The 18,368-nt window shown below is 44.1% G+C and carries 15 protein-coding genes and 1 pseudogene; 10 read left to right on the top strand and 6 right to left on the bottom strand.

The annotated features are described in order from the left end of the window. Positions 1-11: 11 nt before the first annotated feature. A complete protein-coding gene (locus IQ259_RS06525) occupies positions 12-3,656 on the top strand; it encodes an NB-ARC domain-containing protein (RefSeq protein ID WP_193882688.1) in 3,645 nt (1,214 codons plus the stop codon). A gap of 69 nt (positions 3,657-3,725) precedes the next feature. Next, a complete protein-coding gene (locus IQ259_RS06520) occupies positions 3,726-4,325 on the top strand; it encodes a trans-aconitate 2-methyltransferase (RefSeq protein ID WP_193882686.1) in 600 nt (199 codons plus the stop codon). A 204-nt stretch (positions 4,326-4,529) separates the two neighbouring features. Here IQ259_RS06520 and IQ259_RS06515 read toward each other — a convergent pair whose 3' ends face one another. Continuing rightward, positions 4,530-5,498 carry a zinc-dependent alcohol dehydrogenase family protein gene (locus tag IQ259_RS06515; RefSeq protein WP_193882682.1) on the bottom strand — a complete coding sequence of 323 codons (969 nt, stop codon included), beginning with the start codon at positions 5,496-5,498 and terminating at the stop codon, positions 4,530-4,532. 399 nt (positions 5,499-5,897) lie between these two features. Between IQ259_RS06515 and ycaC the strand changes: the two genes are divergently transcribed. From ycaC to IQ259_RS06500, 4 genes and pseudogenes are all read left to right on the top strand, one after another. Continuing rightward, positions 5,898-6,539: an isochorismate family cysteine hydrolase YcaC gene (gene ycaC, locus IQ259_RS06510; RefSeq protein WP_193882678.1), complete on the top strand. Its 642-nt coding sequence runs from the start codon at positions 5,898-5,900 to the stop codon at positions 6,537-6,539. 146 nt (positions 6,540-6,685) lie between these two features. Further along, positions 6,686-6,904 carry a hypothetical protein gene (locus IQ259_RS27095; RefSeq protein ID WP_228014401.1) on the top strand — a complete coding sequence of 73 codons (219 nt, stop codon included), beginning with the start codon at positions 6,686-6,688 and terminating at the stop codon, positions 6,902-6,904. Between the two features lie 15 nt (positions 6,905-6,919). Next, positions 6,920-8,242, top strand: a pseudogene (locus tag IQ259_RS06505) (iron uptake porin); the annotation flags it as partial. Between the two features lie 66 nt (positions 8,243-8,308). After that, entirely contained in the window at positions 8,309-8,890 is a 582-nt protein-coding gene (locus IQ259_RS06500) for an antibiotic biosynthesis monooxygenase (RefSeq protein ID WP_193882675.1), read from the top strand. A 66-nt stretch (positions 8,891-8,956) separates the two neighbouring features. Here the strand turns inward: IQ259_RS06500 and IQ259_RS06495 are convergent, their stop codons facing one another. The 4 genes from IQ259_RS06495 to IQ259_RS06480 form a co-directional block, all read right to left on the bottom strand. Continuing rightward, positions 8,957-9,121 (bottom strand): alpha/beta fold hydrolase, encoded by a 165-nt coding sequence (locus IQ259_RS06495; protein WP_228014399.1) that lies wholly within the window; start codon positions 9,119-9,121, stop codon positions 8,957-8,959. After that, positions 9,093-10,013, bottom strand: coding sequence for an SDR family NAD(P)-dependent oxidoreductase (locus tag IQ259_RS27090; RefSeq protein WP_228014398.1), 921 nt, complete (start codon positions 10,011-10,013; stop codon positions 9,093-9,095). The genes IQ259_RS06495 and IQ259_RS27090 overlap by 29 nt, the downstream gene beginning before the upstream one ends. A gap of 454 nt (positions 10,014-10,467) precedes the next feature. After that, the gene (locus IQ259_RS06485; protein ID WP_193882672.1) at positions 10,468-11,241 is read right to left on the bottom strand and encodes an SDR family oxidoreductase; all 774 of its coding nucleotides are present in this window, start codon (positions 11,239-11,241) and stop codon (positions 10,468-10,470) included. Positions 11,242-11,375: 134 nt separating this feature from the next. After that, complete coding sequence (locus tag IQ259_RS06480) at positions 11,376-12,185, bottom strand: nuclear transport factor 2 family protein (protein ID WP_193882668.1); 810 nt, start codon at positions 12,183-12,185, stop codon at positions 11,376-11,378. A gap of 84 nt (positions 12,186-12,269) precedes the next feature. Between IQ259_RS06480 and murG the strand changes: the two genes are divergently transcribed. From murG to IQ259_RS06460, 4 genes are all read left to right on the top strand, one after another. Continuing rightward, positions 12,270-13,340, top strand: a complete 1,071-nt coding sequence (murG, locus tag IQ259_RS06475) for an undecaprenyldiphospho-muramoylpentapeptide beta-N-acetylglucosaminyltransferase (protein WP_193882666.1) — start codon at positions 12,270-12,272, stop codon at positions 13,338-13,340. Positions 13,341-13,497: 157 nt separating this feature from the next. After that, complete coding sequence (petN, locus tag IQ259_RS06470) at positions 13,498-13,587, top strand: cytochrome b6-f complex subunit PetN (RefSeq protein ID WP_083468698.1); 90 nt, start codon at positions 13,498-13,500, stop codon at positions 13,585-13,587. Positions 13,588-13,594: 7 nt separating this feature from the next. Further along, the gene (locus tag IQ259_RS06465) at positions 13,595-13,756 is read left to right on the top strand and encodes a hypothetical protein (protein ID WP_193882663.1); all 162 of its coding nucleotides are present in this window, start codon (positions 13,595-13,597) and stop codon (positions 13,754-13,756) included. A 335-nt stretch (positions 13,757-14,091) separates the two neighbouring features. Further along, positions 14,092-17,196, top strand: a complete 3,105-nt coding sequence (locus IQ259_RS06460; RefSeq protein ID WP_193882660.1) for a GAF domain-containing protein — start codon at positions 14,092-14,094, stop codon at positions 17,194-17,196. A 55-nt stretch (positions 17,197-17,251) separates the two neighbouring features. Here the strand turns inward: IQ259_RS06460 and IQ259_RS06455 are convergent, their stop codons facing one another. Beyond that, complete coding sequence (locus IQ259_RS06455) at positions 17,252-18,355, bottom strand: hypothetical protein (protein WP_193882644.1); 1,104 nt, start codon at positions 18,353-18,355, stop codon at positions 17,252-17,254. Positions 18,356-18,368: the final 13 nt, after the last annotated feature.

Genomic DNA, 18,368 nt, shown 5'->3' with positions numbered 1-18,368 from the left:
GCAATTTGCTTATGGATGCCAATGCCAAGAAATCCAAGCACAGTAGAGTTGCCTCTGCACGGGTGAGAGGAGTCATTCTATCGCCTCATGGATGGCAGAGGTTTCAAGCGGCAAAGCAACAGGCAGAATCGGAGGAAACCTGGGGTAAGCGATTCACGCAAGAAGATTTAAGCGATCGCACCGGATTATCACTCAATACCCTGTCCCGCATTTTTAAGCGCGAACTGGGAGTTGATCGCCAGTCGTTAGAGCTTCTGTTCCGGGCGTTTGCGCTGGAATTAACGAAAACTGATTATTTATCCCCGATTACATCAGAGGAAGAATTAGCTCTCCAAAAAGTGAATCCGCAGCAGGACTGGGATAACGCGGTCGATGCCTCTGTTTTTTATGGTCGTGAGGCGGAGTTAGCACAACTGTGGCAGTGGGTTGTGACTGAACGCTGCCGCATAGTTGGGATACTGGGAATTGGGGGGATTGGCAAAAGTACGATCGCCGTCAAAGCAGCACTGCAAATGCAGCCAGAGTTTGAGATTGTAGTCTGGCGATCGCTTGTCAATGCACCTTCATTAGACGAACTCCTGACCAGTCTGCTAAAATTTCTCATGCCACTCCAGGGAGACGATCCCATCATCCCTGGTACGCTCGACGAAAAGCTAATTTTATTGATGCAGTATTGGCGATTGCAACGATGTCTATTGATTTTGGATAATGCGGAAACGATTTTGCATAGCGAGCAAGCTGGTCATTGGCGATCAGGTTATGAAGCTTATGGACAGTGGCTCAGAACGATTGGCGAAACGCACCACCAAAGCTGTTGTTTGCTAACCAGCCGCGAGAAACCACAGGAAATAGCGATGATGGAAGGCACACAAAGCAGGGTGCGATCGCTACCTCTAAATGGACTCACGCCCGATGATGGCCGCGCCATCTTTCGAGAAAAGGGAGTATTTACAGGTTCAGAAGCCCAGTGGCAAAATCTGATCAATCACTATGGTGGCAATCCCCTGGCACTGAAGATGGTGGCAGCTGCTACCCAAGATGTATTCAACGGTAGCATTGCTGATTTTATAGCCTACATCAGTCAGGGGACTTTCATCTTTGGAGACATCCGCGATTTGCTGGCTCGTCAGTTCAATCGCCTATCAACAGAAGAACAGAAAATATTGTACTGGTTTGCTATTCACCGGGAGCCAGTGGCGATCGCCCAGATTCGTGAAAATGTGGTTGGTTCAGCCGATCAACAAAGCGTTCCCCAACTGATAAACTCGTTGATCCGGCGATCTCTAATCGAGAAGGCAAAGCCTACGCTACTCGAAAAAATAGATGGGTTATTCTTCTTGCAGCCCGTTGTTATGGAATATGTCACGGAACGATTGATTCAAAAGGTCTGCACAGAATTTGCGACTCGACAGCTTGATGTATTGCAAAGCCATTCATTGATTCGAGTACAGGCAAAAGATTATATTCGAGAGATTCAACTGCGATTAATCGTGCAATCTGTGCTGGAATGGCTGTTATCGTCTTACAGAAATGTGACAGAGGTTGAGGACAGAGCAAGGCAACTACTAGCACAGCAGCGACAGCCATCAAGATATGGAACAGGATATGTTGCAGGTAATCTAATCAATCTTCTGGTGCAGCTCAAAGTAGATTTGCGCGGTTCCGATTTTTCTTTCCTCGTGGTGCAGCAAGCTGACCTGCGGCAGGTTAATTTAGCAGGGGTCAATTTTCAAAATGCAGATTTAAGCAAGTCCATTTTTTCAGAGAGCTTAAATAGTGCGATGTCCATCGATATTAGCCCAGACGGTGAGATTGTTGCTGTTGGTGATTCAAGTGGACTGGTATATCTCTGGCAGATCGCTACGACTCAACTATTAGCTACCTTTGAAGGTCATACAAGCTGGGTATGGTGCGTTGCCTTTAGTCCTGATGGTAACAGGTTAGCCAGTAGCGGTAGTGATACTTCGATACGGTTGTGGGATGTGCAGAGCGGCCAGTGCTTACGGGTTTTAACAGAGCATACAGGCTGTGTTTGGTCAGTGAACTTTAGTCCCGATGGTCAACGGTTGGCGAGTGGTAGTGACGATCAAACTGTGAGAGTGTGGAATTTACAAGGAGATTGTCTCCAAGTCTTGCAGGGACATACAAAAAACGTTTACTCAGTTCACTTCTCTCCTGATAATCAAACCTTAGCCAGTGGCAGCAAAGACGAGTCGGTTCGGATTTGGGATGTGATGAATGGTAAATGTCTCAATGTGTTGCAAGGACATACTGAGGGAGTTCATTGTGTCCGTTACAGCCCAGATGGTCAACTGCTAGCCAGTGGCAGTTTTAGTGGCTCGATTCGACTCTGGAGTGGGCAACTTCACACCAACGCCTATCAATCAACGGTGCTGCATGGACACACCAATTGGGTTTGGAGTATGGCATTTAGCCCAGATGGGAGCATTTTGGCGAGTGGCAGTGATGATGGGACTCTGCGCCTGTGGAATGTCCAAGATGCTCAGTGCATCAATGTTTTGGACGGTCACACCGACGATGTTCTGGCTATTGCCATTCGGGGGCAACTAATAGCGAGTGCCAGTCAAGATCAAACGGTGCGGCTGTGGAATCTGCACGGGCAAAGCCTGAAAACATTGCGCGGGTGTACCAGTGGCATTCGTTCTCTCAGCCTCAGTCCGAATGGTCAAACCCTTGCTAGTAGAGGTCAGGATGAAACAATTCACCTGTGGCATTTGCCGTTGGATGACAACTTGTCACCCCTTCGCCCTTACAAAACCTTGCAAAGAGAAACTGATACGATTTCTTGTTTAACCAGTTGGACTTCATATTTAAGCTTTAGCCCTGATAGCCAAACAGTTGCAACTAATGGCCAGGATGGCTCGATTTTGATGTGGAATCTGCAAACGGGATCTCTGTGTGAGTGGTTAGGTCATGATGCGCCCGTGTGGACAGTCATGTTCAATCCTAGCGGGAAAATTTTGGCAAGCGGTAGCCACGATCAAACTGTGCGGCTATGGGATGTAGACACTCATCAGTGTTTGCGGGTACTGCGCGGTCATCAGGATGGTGTGAGATCGATCGCATTTAATACTGATGGTCAAAGGCTCGTAAGTGGCAGTTCTGACCAAACCATTCGCCTGTGGGACGTGCAAACCGGGGCTTGTCTGCAAGTGTTGCCGGGTCATACTGGCGGAGTGTTCACCCTGACATTTGCTGCCAATGATCGGCAGTTAATTAGCGGTAGTTTTGACCAAACTATTCGCCTGTGGGATCTCCAGACGGGCGAAAGTATAAAAGTTCTGCGGGGTCATACAGGTGGAATCTGGACTGTTGCCATCAGCCCTGACGGTAAAACCTTGGCAAGTGGCAGTGGTGATCAAACCATTCGCCTGTGGAATCTACAAACAGGGAATTGTTTGCAAGTGTTACACGAGCATACGAGTTGGGTAACTTCGGTGAGTTTTAGCTCCAATGGTCAATTTTTACTGAGTGGTAGTGACGATCGCACAATTAAGCTGTGGGATGTCGCAACCGGACGCTGTATTCGGACGTTGATCAGCGATCGCCTGTATGAAGGCATGAATATTCAAGGGACAAGGGGATTGACCAACGCTCAAAAAGCGACATTGAAAGCATTAGGGGCAATTGTTTAGTCTGTGTGTAGCGTGGGGAAAGATTTTAATTGCTCTGAAAATCTTGATCAACACTTTTGAGGTCACTCTATGGAGCCAAATGATACATCTGCCCGCTACGACCAAATTGCCCAATGGTGGCAAACTCAGCATCAAGATTCAACCTACGGGATTGCCCAATTAGAACGGGCGATCAAATTTACTTTTAAGCAGCACGCAGCACTTGATGTCGGGTGTGGAAGTAGTGGGCGTTTTATTAACAGCTTATTCCAGCATGGATTTCAGCCTGAAGGACTGGATATTTCCAGGGAAATGATCAATTTAGCCCAACGCCTACATCCAGAAATCACGTTTTACCAGGAAGATATTTGTGATTGGCAACCGCCGAAACTTTATAGCCTGATTGTGGCGTGGGACAGCACTTTTCATCTGCCACTCAACAGGCAAGCGCCTGTGATAAAAAAGCTATGCGATGCGCTTGAACCCGATGGAGTGCTTCTATTTACCTGTGGCGGTGGATATACAAGCAGCGAGATTTCAGGGGCGTTTCAAGGTCAGGAATTTGAGTACAGCACTTTGGGCGTAGATACTTTCCTGCAAATTCTGGCGGAGCATCATTGCACCTGCCGCCATCTCGAATATGACCAATATCCTGAAAATCATGTTTATATCATTACCCAAAAGACCTAACTTATCATTCGCACAATTAAGCTGTGGGATGTCGCAACCGGACGCTGTATGAAAATGTTGATGAGCGATCGCTTGTATGAAGGGATGAATATTCAAGGGGCAAGGGGATTGACGAACGCTCAAAAAGCGACCTTAAAAGCATTAGGGGCGATCGCGTAAACTTGACATTCTCAACAGGTTCAAGTGCAGCATGATGAAGCAACGTTAACCTTCAACAACTTGTAGAACCACTTTGCCTTTCGTGCCACCTTGTTCTAAACGCTGATGGGCTTGTGCTACTTGAGTCCAAGGCATGACAGAATCAATCACAGGATGTAGCTGATTGCGTTCAATTAAATGTCTAAGTGAATCTAATTTGGCGCGATATTGAGAGGTAATAACAAAATGTATGGTTAAGTTTTTAGCCCATGCTTCTAGTAATGACTGAGGAGTTGCAATATCGACAATGCTGACGATTCGACCATAGGGGCGAACCACTTGGGGACTCTGCTGAATAGTTTCTCCACCAATAGTGTCTAATAGGAGGTCAACGCCTTTGTCATTAGTTACACGCTGGATGACTTCAACGTAATCTTCAGACCTATAATCAATTGCATAATCTGCTCCTAGTTGTTTGACCAAGTCGTGATTATTAAAACTACAAGTTGTAAAAACGTAAGCGCCTATTGCTTTCGCTAACTGAATGGCAAATGAACCAACGCCACCTGCGCCAGCATGAATCAAAACAGACTCACCTACTTGTAACTGACCTCTAGTCACTAAACAGTCCCATGCTGTCCCCGCAGCCAAGGGAAAACAGGCGGCTTCCGGATGTGATAAGTTTACTGGTTTATGAGCAACGATCTGCTGATCTGCAACGTGATACTCTGCGTAACTCCCCGATTCACCAAAAAGCTGCGGTGAGTAGTACACTTCATCACCGACTTTGAAAGTTGTGACAGATTCTCCAACAGCTTCAATGACACCGGAAATATCCACACCAAGAATGGCAGGTAACTTCACCAAATTCTGATAGTCTCCACGACGAGTCTGATAATCAACTGGATTGAGAGACGTGGCATGAACTCGCACTAACACTTGATGCGGTTTTGGCTTTGGTTTGGGGATTTCCTGAATCTCGAACCCATTGACACCACCAAACGCTTTTAGAACAGCAGCTTTCATCAACTGCATAGTTATCTTCCTAGCCTCTAAAATTGAGTTTAAAGCGCTCTTGCTTCTCTACTCACCAGTATAGAGTCCTATGTCGTTACAATACTTTTTCATCTCCTATTTAAGATCCTGTAGAGACGTTGCATTGGAACGTCTCTACAAAAAGATGTGTTTCATATTTATTGGAAATTGGTATCACCGATGCTCTAGAGGTAAGGATTTAGGGTGAGGATGTGCTGCACGGAGGTTGTTTAAGGCTCCCTGATCGCCTTAACTTGGTGCTTAACTAGCGGATCTTGAGTGGTGTAATTTCGATTAGTCACGCACACTGAGTCCATCTCGCAACAGCTTACGCCATAAGCTATTTAGAGCATTCTGCAATTCCTCATTCCCAATAACTCAAATTAGGATCAATAACTCATGTCTACATTCAAGTACAACCGGTTAGACAAAAATAATGCTGCGGTGCTGCTGGTCGATCACCAAACTGGACTGTTCTCACTTGTGCGTGATATTGGTGCGGCTGACTTCAAAAATAATGTGCTAGCGCTAGCAAGTGCAGCCAAGTTTTTTAACCTGCCCACAGTTTTGACAACTAGCTTTGAGGATGGCCCCAATGGTGTCATCATCCCTGAACTGAAAGAGAAGTTTCCCGATGCTCCTTTTATTCCGCGTCCCGGACAGATCAACGCTTGGGATAACGAGGACTTTGTGAAAGCAGTAGTAGCAACAGGCAAGAAGCAATTAATCATTGCCGGCATTGTCACTGATGTCTGTGTTACTTTTTGTGCGCTTTCGGCATTGGAAGCGGGTTATGAGGTTTTTGTTGTCACTGATGCCTCTGGAACCTTTGATGAAGCCTGTCGTTATGCCGCTTGGGAACGAATGTCTCGTGCTGGAATTCAATTGGTCAATTGGTTTAGCGTTGTGGGTGAATTGCACCGTGACTGGCGTAACGATATTGAAGGACTGGGTAGTCTCTTAGCAGGGTTTATTCCTGACTACAAAAACTTGATGACCAGCTATGCAGCAACGTCAAATGCTGGATCTCCCAGTAAATAGTGAGAAAGCGCCTACTTTAGCTTGTGTGTAACTGAGTTGGTATTGTCATCGCTAGGTTATCAACTTTACTTGAAACATAGCGGTGACAACTACTTCTTGGTAAACAATTGCCGAACAATCTGGTATCTCTAAGGTGGTTGTTCTCAATGAAACTTTTTTCTCAATTAATTCTCTCGTCATCTCTGATCTTTGGAGTATGCCTAACTCAGCAATGCCTTTCTAGACCTGCTACTGCTCAGGATACATTGCACGATCGAGTCACATCTGTGAATCAGCTTACTGATGTGCAGCCTACAGATTGGGCGTTTCAAGCATTACAAGCATTAGTTGATCGCTACGACTGCATTGTTGGTTATCCCGATTAAAAATTTCAAGGCAATCGCTCAATCACTCGCTATGAATTTGCTGTCGGGTTGAATGCTTGTCTCGCTCGGCTCAATCAGCTACTAGAAAGTACGACAGCAGATGTGATTAAGAGAGAAGATTTACAAACTTTGCAAAGACTTCAAAAGGAATTTGCAGCAGAACTCTCAATATTGCGTGGACGGGTAGATTCCTTAGCAACACGCACAGATCAATTCGAGTCTCAGCAATTCTCGACGACGACAAAATTTACTGGAGAAGTAGTTTTTGCGGTGAGTGGTGCATTTGGCGATGATAAAGCTGTACCAGCAGGAGAAACACCTGGCTCCAGGGGTAAGGTCGGTGATAATATCATTTTTAGCGATCGCGTGCGGTTAATCTTTAACACCAGTTTTACGGGGCAAGATTTACTGAGAATTCGATTTCAGGCTGGCAATATTCCTAACTTGAGGCAAGCTACAGGTACAAATATGGCTCGCCTCAGTTTTGATGGTGATACAGACAATCAGTTAATTCTCAATCAACTCTATTATCAATTTCCCATCGGGTCTGCTGTTAAGGTGAGTGCGATCGCTCAAGGTACGTTGTTTGATGTGGTCGATACTATTAACCCTCTATTGGGAAGTGATGGCAGAGGTTCTATTTCTGCATTGGGGATTCGCAGCCCTATCTATCGTGAAGAAACAGGTGGGACAGGCATTGGTGTCAGTTATAACTTCAACTCAGCCATCAATTTGGCACTGGTTTATCTTGCTAGTGAAGCCAACAACCCGACTGCGGGATCTGGATTATTTGATGGTTCCTACTCTGCCCTAGCACAACTGACATTAAAACCTACGAAATCCTTAAGTTTTGGCTTAACCTATGCTCGTTCTTTGAATGCGATCGATATCAATACAAGTAGTACCATTACCAATGACCCCTTCAATGGAGCCAGTAACAACATTGTTGGCAATAGCTATAGTCTTGCAGCTTCCTGGCTCGTCAACCCTGCCTTCAGATTAGGGGGATGGGTAGGATATCTCCAAGCATCAGCGCCAGACCTCCCCAATGATCCCAGCGCTGAGATTTTTTACTATGCTGTTAATTTTGGATTCCCAGATTTGGGCAAAAAAAGCAACCTACTGGGCTTTGTCTTTGGACAACCTCCCAAAGTAATCAGCAATGAGTTTGGGGTAATAGATCGCAACACTTCATTGCATTTTGAAGCCTTCTATCGATTGCAAGTGAACGATAATGTCTCAGTTACCCCTGGTGCGATCGCCATTATCAACCCCGATCACAACAGCAATAATGACACGATTTTTGTGGGTACCATTCGGACGACCTTTCAATTTTAGGATCTGTACAAGCACAGTAAAAGCAAGTTTCTTTTAACTATCAAATTTCCCAGAACGTTAAATTCTATGTTGGATGAACCATCGGCGATTAATACCAGTGAAGAAAATTATTTAGTCACAGCTGTGATCTCTCATGTAGTAAAACCAGGACGTGAGCAAGGTTACGAAGCATGGTTTCATGGTATCGCCGCAGATGCACGAAAATTCAAGGGACATTTGGGTGTTAGCACTATTCGACCTCATGATCATACCCATCCTGAATACGTAGCCATTCTCAAGTTCGATTGCTATGACAATCTTAAGACCTGGCTAGAATCAGATATTCGGCAGGAATGGATTGAGCGATTGCAGCCCTTGATCGAAAAACCAGAAGATATTCAAACCCTAACTGGGTTGGAAACCTGGTTTACTCTCTCAAACAGGCCGATGAAGTCTCCACCACCTCGCTACAAAATGATGTTAGTGACGTGGTTGGGAGTCTTCTTCACTCTTCCTCAACTCAATCGTTTGCTAGCACCGTTGTTATCTGGGTTGCCTGTCTTGCTTAGTCAACTGATTAGCACAGGATTCGGTGTCGCCTTGCTCACTTATGTGATTATGCCGCGCCTAACACAATTATTTCGCAAATGGCTGTATCCCATTCCCTAAAACGCTGCTTCATATGTGAGGTAAATTATTTGCAGTAGTAATGGCTGTTATCAACGGATCGAGATTCTAGCGATGCCTGCGGCGGGCAAGGCGACTGTCTTTAATTAGTTGTGGCAGTCTCGCTGCGGTAGACTCAAGTGGAAGAATGCGATCGCTATCTCCATGAATAACTAAAGTTGGCACGTTGATCCGTGGCGGATCGTCACGAAAATGTATAAGAAGCTTGGCCATGTCTGTCTCTATAGCGGTTAGCTGGCGTTGTGCGAGATAGGTTGGGAAGCAGAGCTTGGCGTGCGTCTTCATACGCCTCCCATTGCTCGATATCTGAGAGGGAAGGAATGGTGGCGAATTCCCCCTCGTCGAGACCAGCAAGAGCCGCATCAACCATGTCGTCAACCGACATAACGATCTCTTGTGGTAGGTGTTCAACTGGCGTACCAGCAATACTCCAAAAGTTTGTGCTTGTAGCACCTGGTAGGACGACCTGAATCCGAATTCCTGTGTTAGCCAGCTCATGTCGCAACGATTGGCTGAAGGCCAAAACGAATGCTTTTGTACCGCCGTATACGCCATTGAGTGTCTCAGGAGCCACTGCAACGATTGAGGCGATGTTGATAATCGTGCCAGAGCCACGGGAAACAAATGCTGGCACTACCGCATAGGTCAGTCGGGTCAGCACCTCGACACCTCGACTACGACCAAACCATTCCTCGTATGTGCGGTTGGCAAACCGATAACGCTGGTTGGCATCTACATAAGTGATACAAACAGGTAGAGCGTCTGTGATCAGTCGTAATTCCTGTTCTCGTAAGCGCAATTCGGCTTCGCTTTTATGTAAAGCTGCTGTTCGTTCTGCAACCTGTTGTTCTAAGGTGCGATTGTAATCGGCTAACAGTTGCTCGGCTTGTTTTCGCTCAGTAATGTCTTGAAAAGCGGCGATCGCATAAGTCACATTGCCCTGCTCATCAAAAACTGGAGTTCCCCGTGCCTCAATGGGAATTATGGCGTTGTTGTGGCAAATTTCTATATCATCAACTCTAGTATGTTCGCCCCTTAACGGCTCAACGGGAGGAACCCCCGCACGCAACTTTTCGCTTTTTGAGCCACATTCTGGACAATTCATCTTTCAGCACCCTCTATTCATACCTTATTATGCAACGCCAAAGAATAATGAGTGTGCGCTGATATTCGTGCTGACTGTATGCCTTGATCGCGCCTTCTAAGTTAAGCGATCGCGTAATTTCATATTCCTGCCTGTAGCGGGTGAGTTCCAATGAACTAACCCGCTTTCAAGAAACAGAAATGTTTCTTAGAAGCAGACGCACTGGCGGCACACCACCCGCTATGAATAGAAGAAACAAGTCAAATCCTCTTCCCTTCTGCCTTCTGCCCTCTGCCTTCTGCCTTGTTTCTTGAAAGAGGGCTAAGTCCTGAAGAGTTAAAGATGATTAATTATTCGATTTCCTACGCCCATATCTCTTCTATTGACCAAAACTAGGGTCACCACGTTCTGGCAAAAAATGCTCTGGTGCAAACACTTCTGGTTCACGGAAATGCTCTGGTATGATGTGGGCAATCTAATTATGACGATGAACGAGAGTGGCGCTGGCTTGATCTACTGGCATGAGGATGACTTCGTTAATGTTCACATGGGGCGATCGCGTGGTGCAGAAAAATACCACATCAGCAATATCATCAGGAGTTAACGGGTTTACCCCTTGATAAACTCGCTTGGCGCGTTCAGCGTCGCCATGAAAACGCACTTCACTAAATTCTGTTTCCACCATACCGGGATCAACGGAAGTTACACGTACAGGAGTGCCTAAGAGGTCTTGTTTCAAGCCTTCGGAAATTGCCTTCACAGCAGCTTTTGTCGCACAGTAAACATTCCCACCTGGATAAGTTTGATGTCCGGCAATAGAACCAATATTTACCACATGACCGCGATCGCGCTTCACCATTCCAGGAACAACATAGCGGGTAAGATACAACAAACCCTTAATATTGGTATCAATCATTTCTTCCCAGTTTTGAAAGTCGCCTTCATGCAGCTTGTCTAAACCACGACTCAAACCAGCGTTGTTGATGAGAATGTCAATATTAGACCAGTCGGCGGGTAGGTTAGCAATTACAGATTCTACCGCTAGGCGATCGCGCACATCTAGCTGTAACAAATGAGTTGCTGTCCCGAACTCTTGACTCAGATTGTCTGCTAACTGCTGTAACCGTTCTAGCCGCCGCGCCGCTAAAATCAACCTTGCACCAGCACCAGCAAAAACTTTAGCGCAAGCAGTACCAATTCCACTGCTTGCACCAGTAATCAAAACAATTTGATTTTGTAGGGAAATCATTATTAGTCAATAGAGAATGGATAATAGGGAGCGGGGAACAGAAGTTTCTTGACTGTTTCCTGTTCCTGGTTCCCTTTTAACAAGATGAAGGATAAAGACTGAAATTTCACACTTCATACTTCATACTTCATACTTCATTTCACTACTCGCAAACGCTGAGTCACCATTGTCATACCTTCACCCCGCACAATTACCGCCGAAATCCAGTGATTACCAGGGGTTGCGGGTGCGCGTCCGACTTTAAAAAGTCCACCTGATGTGAGTAATTGCAAATCTACAGGTGTGGGATTGAGATATTTTTCTGCTTTGACGGGTTCTTCTATGGCTGTTCCTAGTAGAAAATCATCTCCTAATGGTTCTTTAACGATCGCATCAAAACTATACTGCTGTCCAACTTTCACCTGCTGGGGTAATTTAAAATCAATTTGGGGTGGTTGATTGCCAGAGGTAATTAGGCTACGTTCCGCTAAGATGTCTTGACTAACTATTTTTCCACCTGCAATTTTTTGGCGGGATGTAATAGTGGCATTGAAAGCCAAATTATTAGCGTTAGCAGATGGCGAATTAGAAATGTTAGTGACTGTTTCGGCAATAATGGCATTACCTTCAGATTGCCAAGATTGTAGCTTTGTGCTGTAGCGCAATTGTGGATATTGTTTCCAGAGTGTAACCAAAGCCTTTTCGAGATTTGGGCGGTTTAATCCATCTCCACTGGTAAAATTGGGACTATAGAATTGGATCACACCTTTAACATCACCTTTACTAGCAGATGTATCAATTTGCGTTAGTAAATTGTTCAGTTCTGCGGGTGCGGTTTGGGGGGGTGCAGCTTGTACACCATGCAAACTGCTAGTTAAACCCAGTGTCAGCAGAGATAATAACAACCAACTGTTAGCAGCAAATCGGGGTTGGCGTTTTAATAATGCAGCGATAATGTTAGTCATTGGTAACACTTTACTGATTTTAGTCATGAACGTAGGGAAATTGTTTTATCTTAATTAAGCTAGGCGCTAAACGGTAGAGGTTTGATGACAAACGCACCGATAAAATTACTCATAGCTGCCAGTGGGACTGGTGGACACTTGTTTCCAGCGATCGCACTGGCACAAAAACTGCCAGACTATGAAATTGAATGGTTGGGTGTCCCAAATCGGCTAGAAACGCAACTTGTTCCCAAACAGTATCCCTTGAATACTATTCCAGTTGAAGGGTTCCAGCAAGGGTTCGGACTTGCCTCTGTTCGCATTTTGGGTAAACTCATTGGTTCGATTATAGAAGTTCGACGAATTCTCAAACGAGGAAACTTTCAAGGCGTATTTACTACAGGTGGCTATATTGCGGGGCCTGCGGTAATTGCGGCGCGTTCTTTGGGTTTACCTGTAGTTTTTCACGAATCTAATGCTTTACCAGGAAAGGTAACTCGCTTTTTTGGCCCTTGGTGCAATGCAATGGCGCTAAGCTTTGAAGCCGCTGTTAAGTATTTACCCCGTGCTAAAAATGTTTGTGTTGGTACACCAGTGCGGACACAATTTTTAGATGCTGAAATCCCATCACTAGATTTATCGATTCCTGAAAGTGTGCCTTTAATAGTGGTTTTTGGTGGTAGTCAAGGCGCAGTTGCTGTCAATAAATTAGTGCGTCAGGCGGCGACAGCCTGGCTAGATACTGGTGCTTATATCGTACATTTAACAGGCGATCGCGATGCCGATGCAGGTATTTTTAAACATCCGCAATATATAGAGTTACCGTTTTATGACAACATGGCGGCGCTATTACGACGTGCAACTTTAGCAATTAGTCGTTCTGGCGCTGGTAGCTTAACAGAATTAGCCGTGTGTGGTACACCAGCGATTTTGATACCTTATCCCTTCGCGGCGGAAGATCATCAATCTTACAACGCAGCCGTATTTACCAAAGCTGGTGCAGCAATTATGGATAAACAATCAGAGTTAACAGCCGAAATATTACAAACTCAAGTTCTACAGTTGTTGCAAAATCCCGCCGAGTTAACCAAAATGGGCGAAAATGCGAAAGCGATCGCGGTTCCTGATAGTGCTGATAAATTGGCTTCTCTATTGCGGGAAGTGCTGGAAAGTTAAAAAACTCAGGATAGAAAATATTATCTGGAGACACGAAATTTCGTGTCTCTTTTATGTATGGGAACTTTTAAACTTCACACTTCCTACTTTCCCGTCCCCAGTTCCCGGTATGATAAATATTAGAGACCTTTTGTAATTATTTGCAAAATATAGAACTATGGGAATTTTGACATTAGGCTGGGTATCACTGCTAGTTGTGTTCACTTGGTCGATCGCAATGGTAGTTTGGGGACGTAACGGACTGTAGGGGAATCGTGGAAAGTCCATTTTTGAGTATTTTGGCTTTACTTGCCATAGTGCTGCTAGTAACTGTGACTGGCGGTGTTGGTTACTTGACGTTGGCAGAGTGGCGCGATCGCCGTCGTCGAGAAGTCGAAAAACGTGAACAGCGACGTGCATCTCCTAAAAAGCGATGATGCGATCGCAATTTAATCATGTTTTTGTAGGGACACAAATAATATTGTGTCCCTACACTGTTTTGAATTAGGGAATAGGCAAACCTTGATGTTTGTTGATGTCAAACATTCTGTACCATTACCAATTAAAAGCATCTGTAAATCTTAATCTTTTTGTAATTTAAAGTTGATTTTTAATTTAGATTGACATAAAAACAAATAATTAATAGACTTATGAGGTTAAAACTAATATAAATCCAATAAATTAGATACATATCAAATCTCTTACTGTTATCTTTCCTATTAATGAGGGAATTCTAAAATAGAAGACTTCCATATTTAAAGTTCTATAGTGAATGGAAAACTCCTCTACCATAAAACCGAATTCCAAACCACCAGAACAACACTCAGACATCACATTCTCTCTATATCAGAGTGAAAAACAAAAAGCCTTATCTGGAGTAATTGCCCGGATTCGAGAGTCTCTGGATATAGACACCATCTTCAAAATTACAGTCACAGAAGTACGACAGTTACTGAAAACTGATCGAGTGAGTGTGTTTCGTTTTTATCCTGAGTTGGGATGGGAAGGAGAATTTATTTATGAAGATGTAGATGAAGCATGGAGTGCCGCACTAGCAACTAAACTACGCGATCGCTGCTTTGCTGCGGAATTTGCCGGACTATACCAAGAAGGTAGAATTCATGCGATCGCTGACATATATCAAGCTGATATCAGCGATTGTCACATTCAAATTTTAGAAAAATTCCAAGTACGTGCCAACATAGTAGCACCCCTAATGAAAGGAAAAAATTTATGGGGATTGTTATGTATTCATCAGTGTACTCATTCTCGACAATGGGAAGAATCGGAAATTGAATTTGTGCAACTCATAGCGGCGCATTTAGGAGTTGCTTTACAACAAGCAGATTACCTCGAACAGGTAAAAATAAAATCGACACAACTAGCACAAGCAAAAGCTAGAGAAAAAGCAGCAGAATGGCAGAAAACTATCGCCATCACCGTTGAGAAAATTCGTCAGACTTTAGATATAGACATCATTTTCCGCACCAGTACCGCAGAAATTAGGCAATTACTAAATGCCGATCGCGTCGCTATTTATCGCTTCAATGCCGATTGGAGTGGTGAATTTGTCTTTGAATCAGTAGGCGAGGGTTGGATTTCTCTGATTAATGAACAGTCGCAACAAGCAGAATTAAAAGAAAATGTCAGCGAGTGTAGCGTTAAAGAATTAACTGAATCCCCAGTCATGGATACTTACTTACAAGACACTGAGGGGGGTAACTTCGCTAGAGGTGAAATATACCGGATTTGTCATAATATTTACGATTATGGGTTTACTGACTGCTACCTCAAAGTTCTAGAAAGCTATCAGGCCAAAGCTTACGTCATCATTGCCATTTACCACGGTCAAAAGCTCTGGGGTTTACTGGCAGTATATCAAAACACTGGCAGCCGCGATTGGCAAGAAGATGAAGTCTACTTACTCACCCAAATTAGTACCCAACTAGGTGTAGCTTTACAACAAGCAGAATTATTACAACAAATGCAGCATCAAGCAGCAGCAATCAGTAAAGCTGCTGAACGACAAAGGGCCCTGGCGAATACCGTTGAAAAAATTCGCCAATCGTTGGATATTAACGCTATTTTTAAAACCACCACTCAAGAAGTCAGAAGACTTTTAGAAGTAGAACGAGTGGCTATTTATCGCTTTTACCCTGATTGGAGTGGTGAATTTGTTGCTGATTCAATTGTTGATGACTGGACACCAATCGCCAAACCCCAGCCCATAATAGAACGTGTGTTGCTACAAGAAACTCAAGCAGGTAAATATCCCCGCAACGAAATTTTTGTACCAATTTCCCAAGGTGACAAACTGTGGGGGTTGTTGGTAGCTTATCAAAATTCCCAACCCCGCTATTGGCAAGATGAAGAAATCAACTTATTAGCTCAAGTTGGTATACAGCTAGGAGTAGCATTACAGCAAGCAGAAGCATTAAAACAAGTGCAAATGCAAGCTGAACAACTCGCTAAAGCCGCTGAACGAGAACGAAAATCTGCCGAGAGAGAAAAGGCTTTAGCCCTCACAGTTGAGAAAATCCGCCAATCTCTCGACTTAAACACAATTTTTGTTACCAGTACCCAAGAAGTCCAGCGGTTGTTGGAAGTAGATCAGGTGACGATCTACCGTTTCCGTCCTGATTGGAGTGGTGAATTTGTAGCTGAATCCGCAGCACCAGGTTGGACATCAGTCCGCAAACTTTTGTATGTAATTACCAACGAATATTTACAAGCAACTCAAGGCGGAGACTTTGCTAAGGGAGAGATTTTTGTAGTTAAAGATATTTATCACAATCAAGATGCTCATCAATATATATCTTTAAGCCAGATGATGGAAGCTCGTTCATATATGATTGTGCCAATTTTTCAGAGTGATAAACTTTGGGGATTACTGGCTGCTTATCACAATACGGCTGCGCGTGATTGGCAAGAAGATGAAGTAGATTTATTGGTGCAGATTGGTAGTCAATTAGGTGTAGGACTCCAGCAAGCAGAATTACTAGAACGGACTCAAAGGCAAAAAGAAGAACTCAGACAAACTCTCAAAGAATTGCAGCAAACTCAGAGTCAGTTAATTCAAAGTGAGAAAATGGCTGGTTTAGGACAGCTAGTTGCAGGTATAGCCCACGAAATTAACAACCCAATTAGTTTTATTTTTGGGAATATTACTTATTTGACTGAGTACACTGAAGATGTGCTGAAATTGCTCTGCATGTATCAGAAATCCTATCCCAAGCCAAAAGCAGAAATTCGAGAGCTATCAGCAAAACTGGATATAGATTTTATTGCTGATGATTTACCCAAGATGCTGACTTCCATGACGCTGGGAGCAGATCGAATTTCGCAATTAGTTTTATCTCTACGCACCTTTGCACGACTAGACGAAGCAGATATGAAGCCTGTTAATCTTCATGAAGGCATGGAAAGCACTTTGTTAATTCTGCAACATCGGCTGCAAGCAAATAGCAAATCTCAAGCTATTGAAGTAATTAAGGAATATGGTAACTTGCCGCTAGTAGCCTGCTATGCAGCCCAGATGAATCAAGTGTTTATGAACATTCTCAACAATGCGATTGATGCTCTAGAGAATGCAGTGGCTCATGGCAAAATCACTGAGCAGCCAAAAATTTGGATTCGGACAGAAGTTACAGAAGAGAATACGATTCAAATTCGGATTGCTGACAATGGCTGTGGGATTCCAGACAATGTGCGATCGCATATTTTTGATCCCTTTTTTACCACCAAACAACCAGGTCAAGGCACTGGTTTAGGTTTATTCATCAGCTACCAAATTGTTGTAGATAAGCACGGCGGTCAACTCAAGTGTGTTTCTGAACTAGGAAAGGGTTGTGAGATTTGGATAGAAATTCCCTCTTAATATTATTTTTTATGAAGAAAAGAAAGACGTTGCAATGCAACGTCTCTACAGCTGATTAACACTGGTTTTTGAGCTTACCAATCAGGGTATTAAGATTAATTTGGCTAGGCCAGCCTTGAGGAAGATTGCTGGAATTGTAGCCTCTGTCTCGTAAATCTTGAATAAATCGGTTACGGATGTAGGTTGTATCAAAGTTACCAAGACCATCAAAATAAACATCCGTTAAGTGAGCCGGATCTAAAGCCATTTCGCCTCTGTAGACTGAACCATCATTGGAGTCATCCCATCCCCAAGGTGTATTAGCAGAATCGTTAGCACAAGTTGGTGTACCATCACCACAGCTACCGCTAGAATCTCCTCTGAATGTTCCCCACCGTGCAAAAGTTATCCCTGGAGAACTAGACGCTTCATTTAATTGATATTGCCACATACCATTAGTAGCAAATATATCAAGCAACGAATACTGCACATTGCGATCGTTTCCCGAACTCGGCACTTCGGCGGTAGTTTTAGAAGGATAGTAAATAATTCCGTCTTCGTTACTGGCTCCCCTAAAATTTCCAGTGTAAGGCCAAGCTTTTAAACCATGGCCTTTAGCTTCCTGAGTCGTCAAGTGATGGAGAGAGCCGTTATAACTACTCATTGTGAGCGTTCCATCAATACTTTCTGCACCACTTCGTAAAAGACTACCGCTAGGTGTAAAAGAGTAGAAGTCGTTATGAAATACAGTTACAATCCCTTCGAGTTTGCCATAAGTTGAACCATCTTTACGAACGATCGCCAACTCACCCTCTAAATCATTTTCGTGTTCTTGATCGAAAGGAATATCAGTCCAGTCTTGAGGATGGAAAAAAGAATAGGTGATGAACCTATGGGTACATGTCTCAACTACAGAATAGTAGCCATGAGCATTTAGCGGATATTGAAAAAGATTATCCCAATTATTTGTGCCTCGCCAATCTCCGTCATAGTTAAACCGCGTGATATAGTCACCACTATATTTAGTGCTGTCGGTGTCTTGATAGTGAATTGGCGCATGATAAGCCGCTAAATCTAAATCTGTGGGAGTTTGAGCCATTCCTTTTAGCTCTGTCAACGCGCCAAGTGCGATCGCCGCGATCGCACCAATAGCAATCAGCAAAACTTTTTTCAACATCATCTGTTTATTACCC

The organism is Fortiea sp. LEGE XX443 (assembly GCF_015206815.1).
Classification (GTDB): domain Bacteria; phylum Cyanobacteriota; class Cyanobacteriia; order Cyanobacteriales; family Nostocaceae; genus Nostoc_B.
This window is presented reverse-complemented; position numbering and strand designations above follow the sequence as displayed.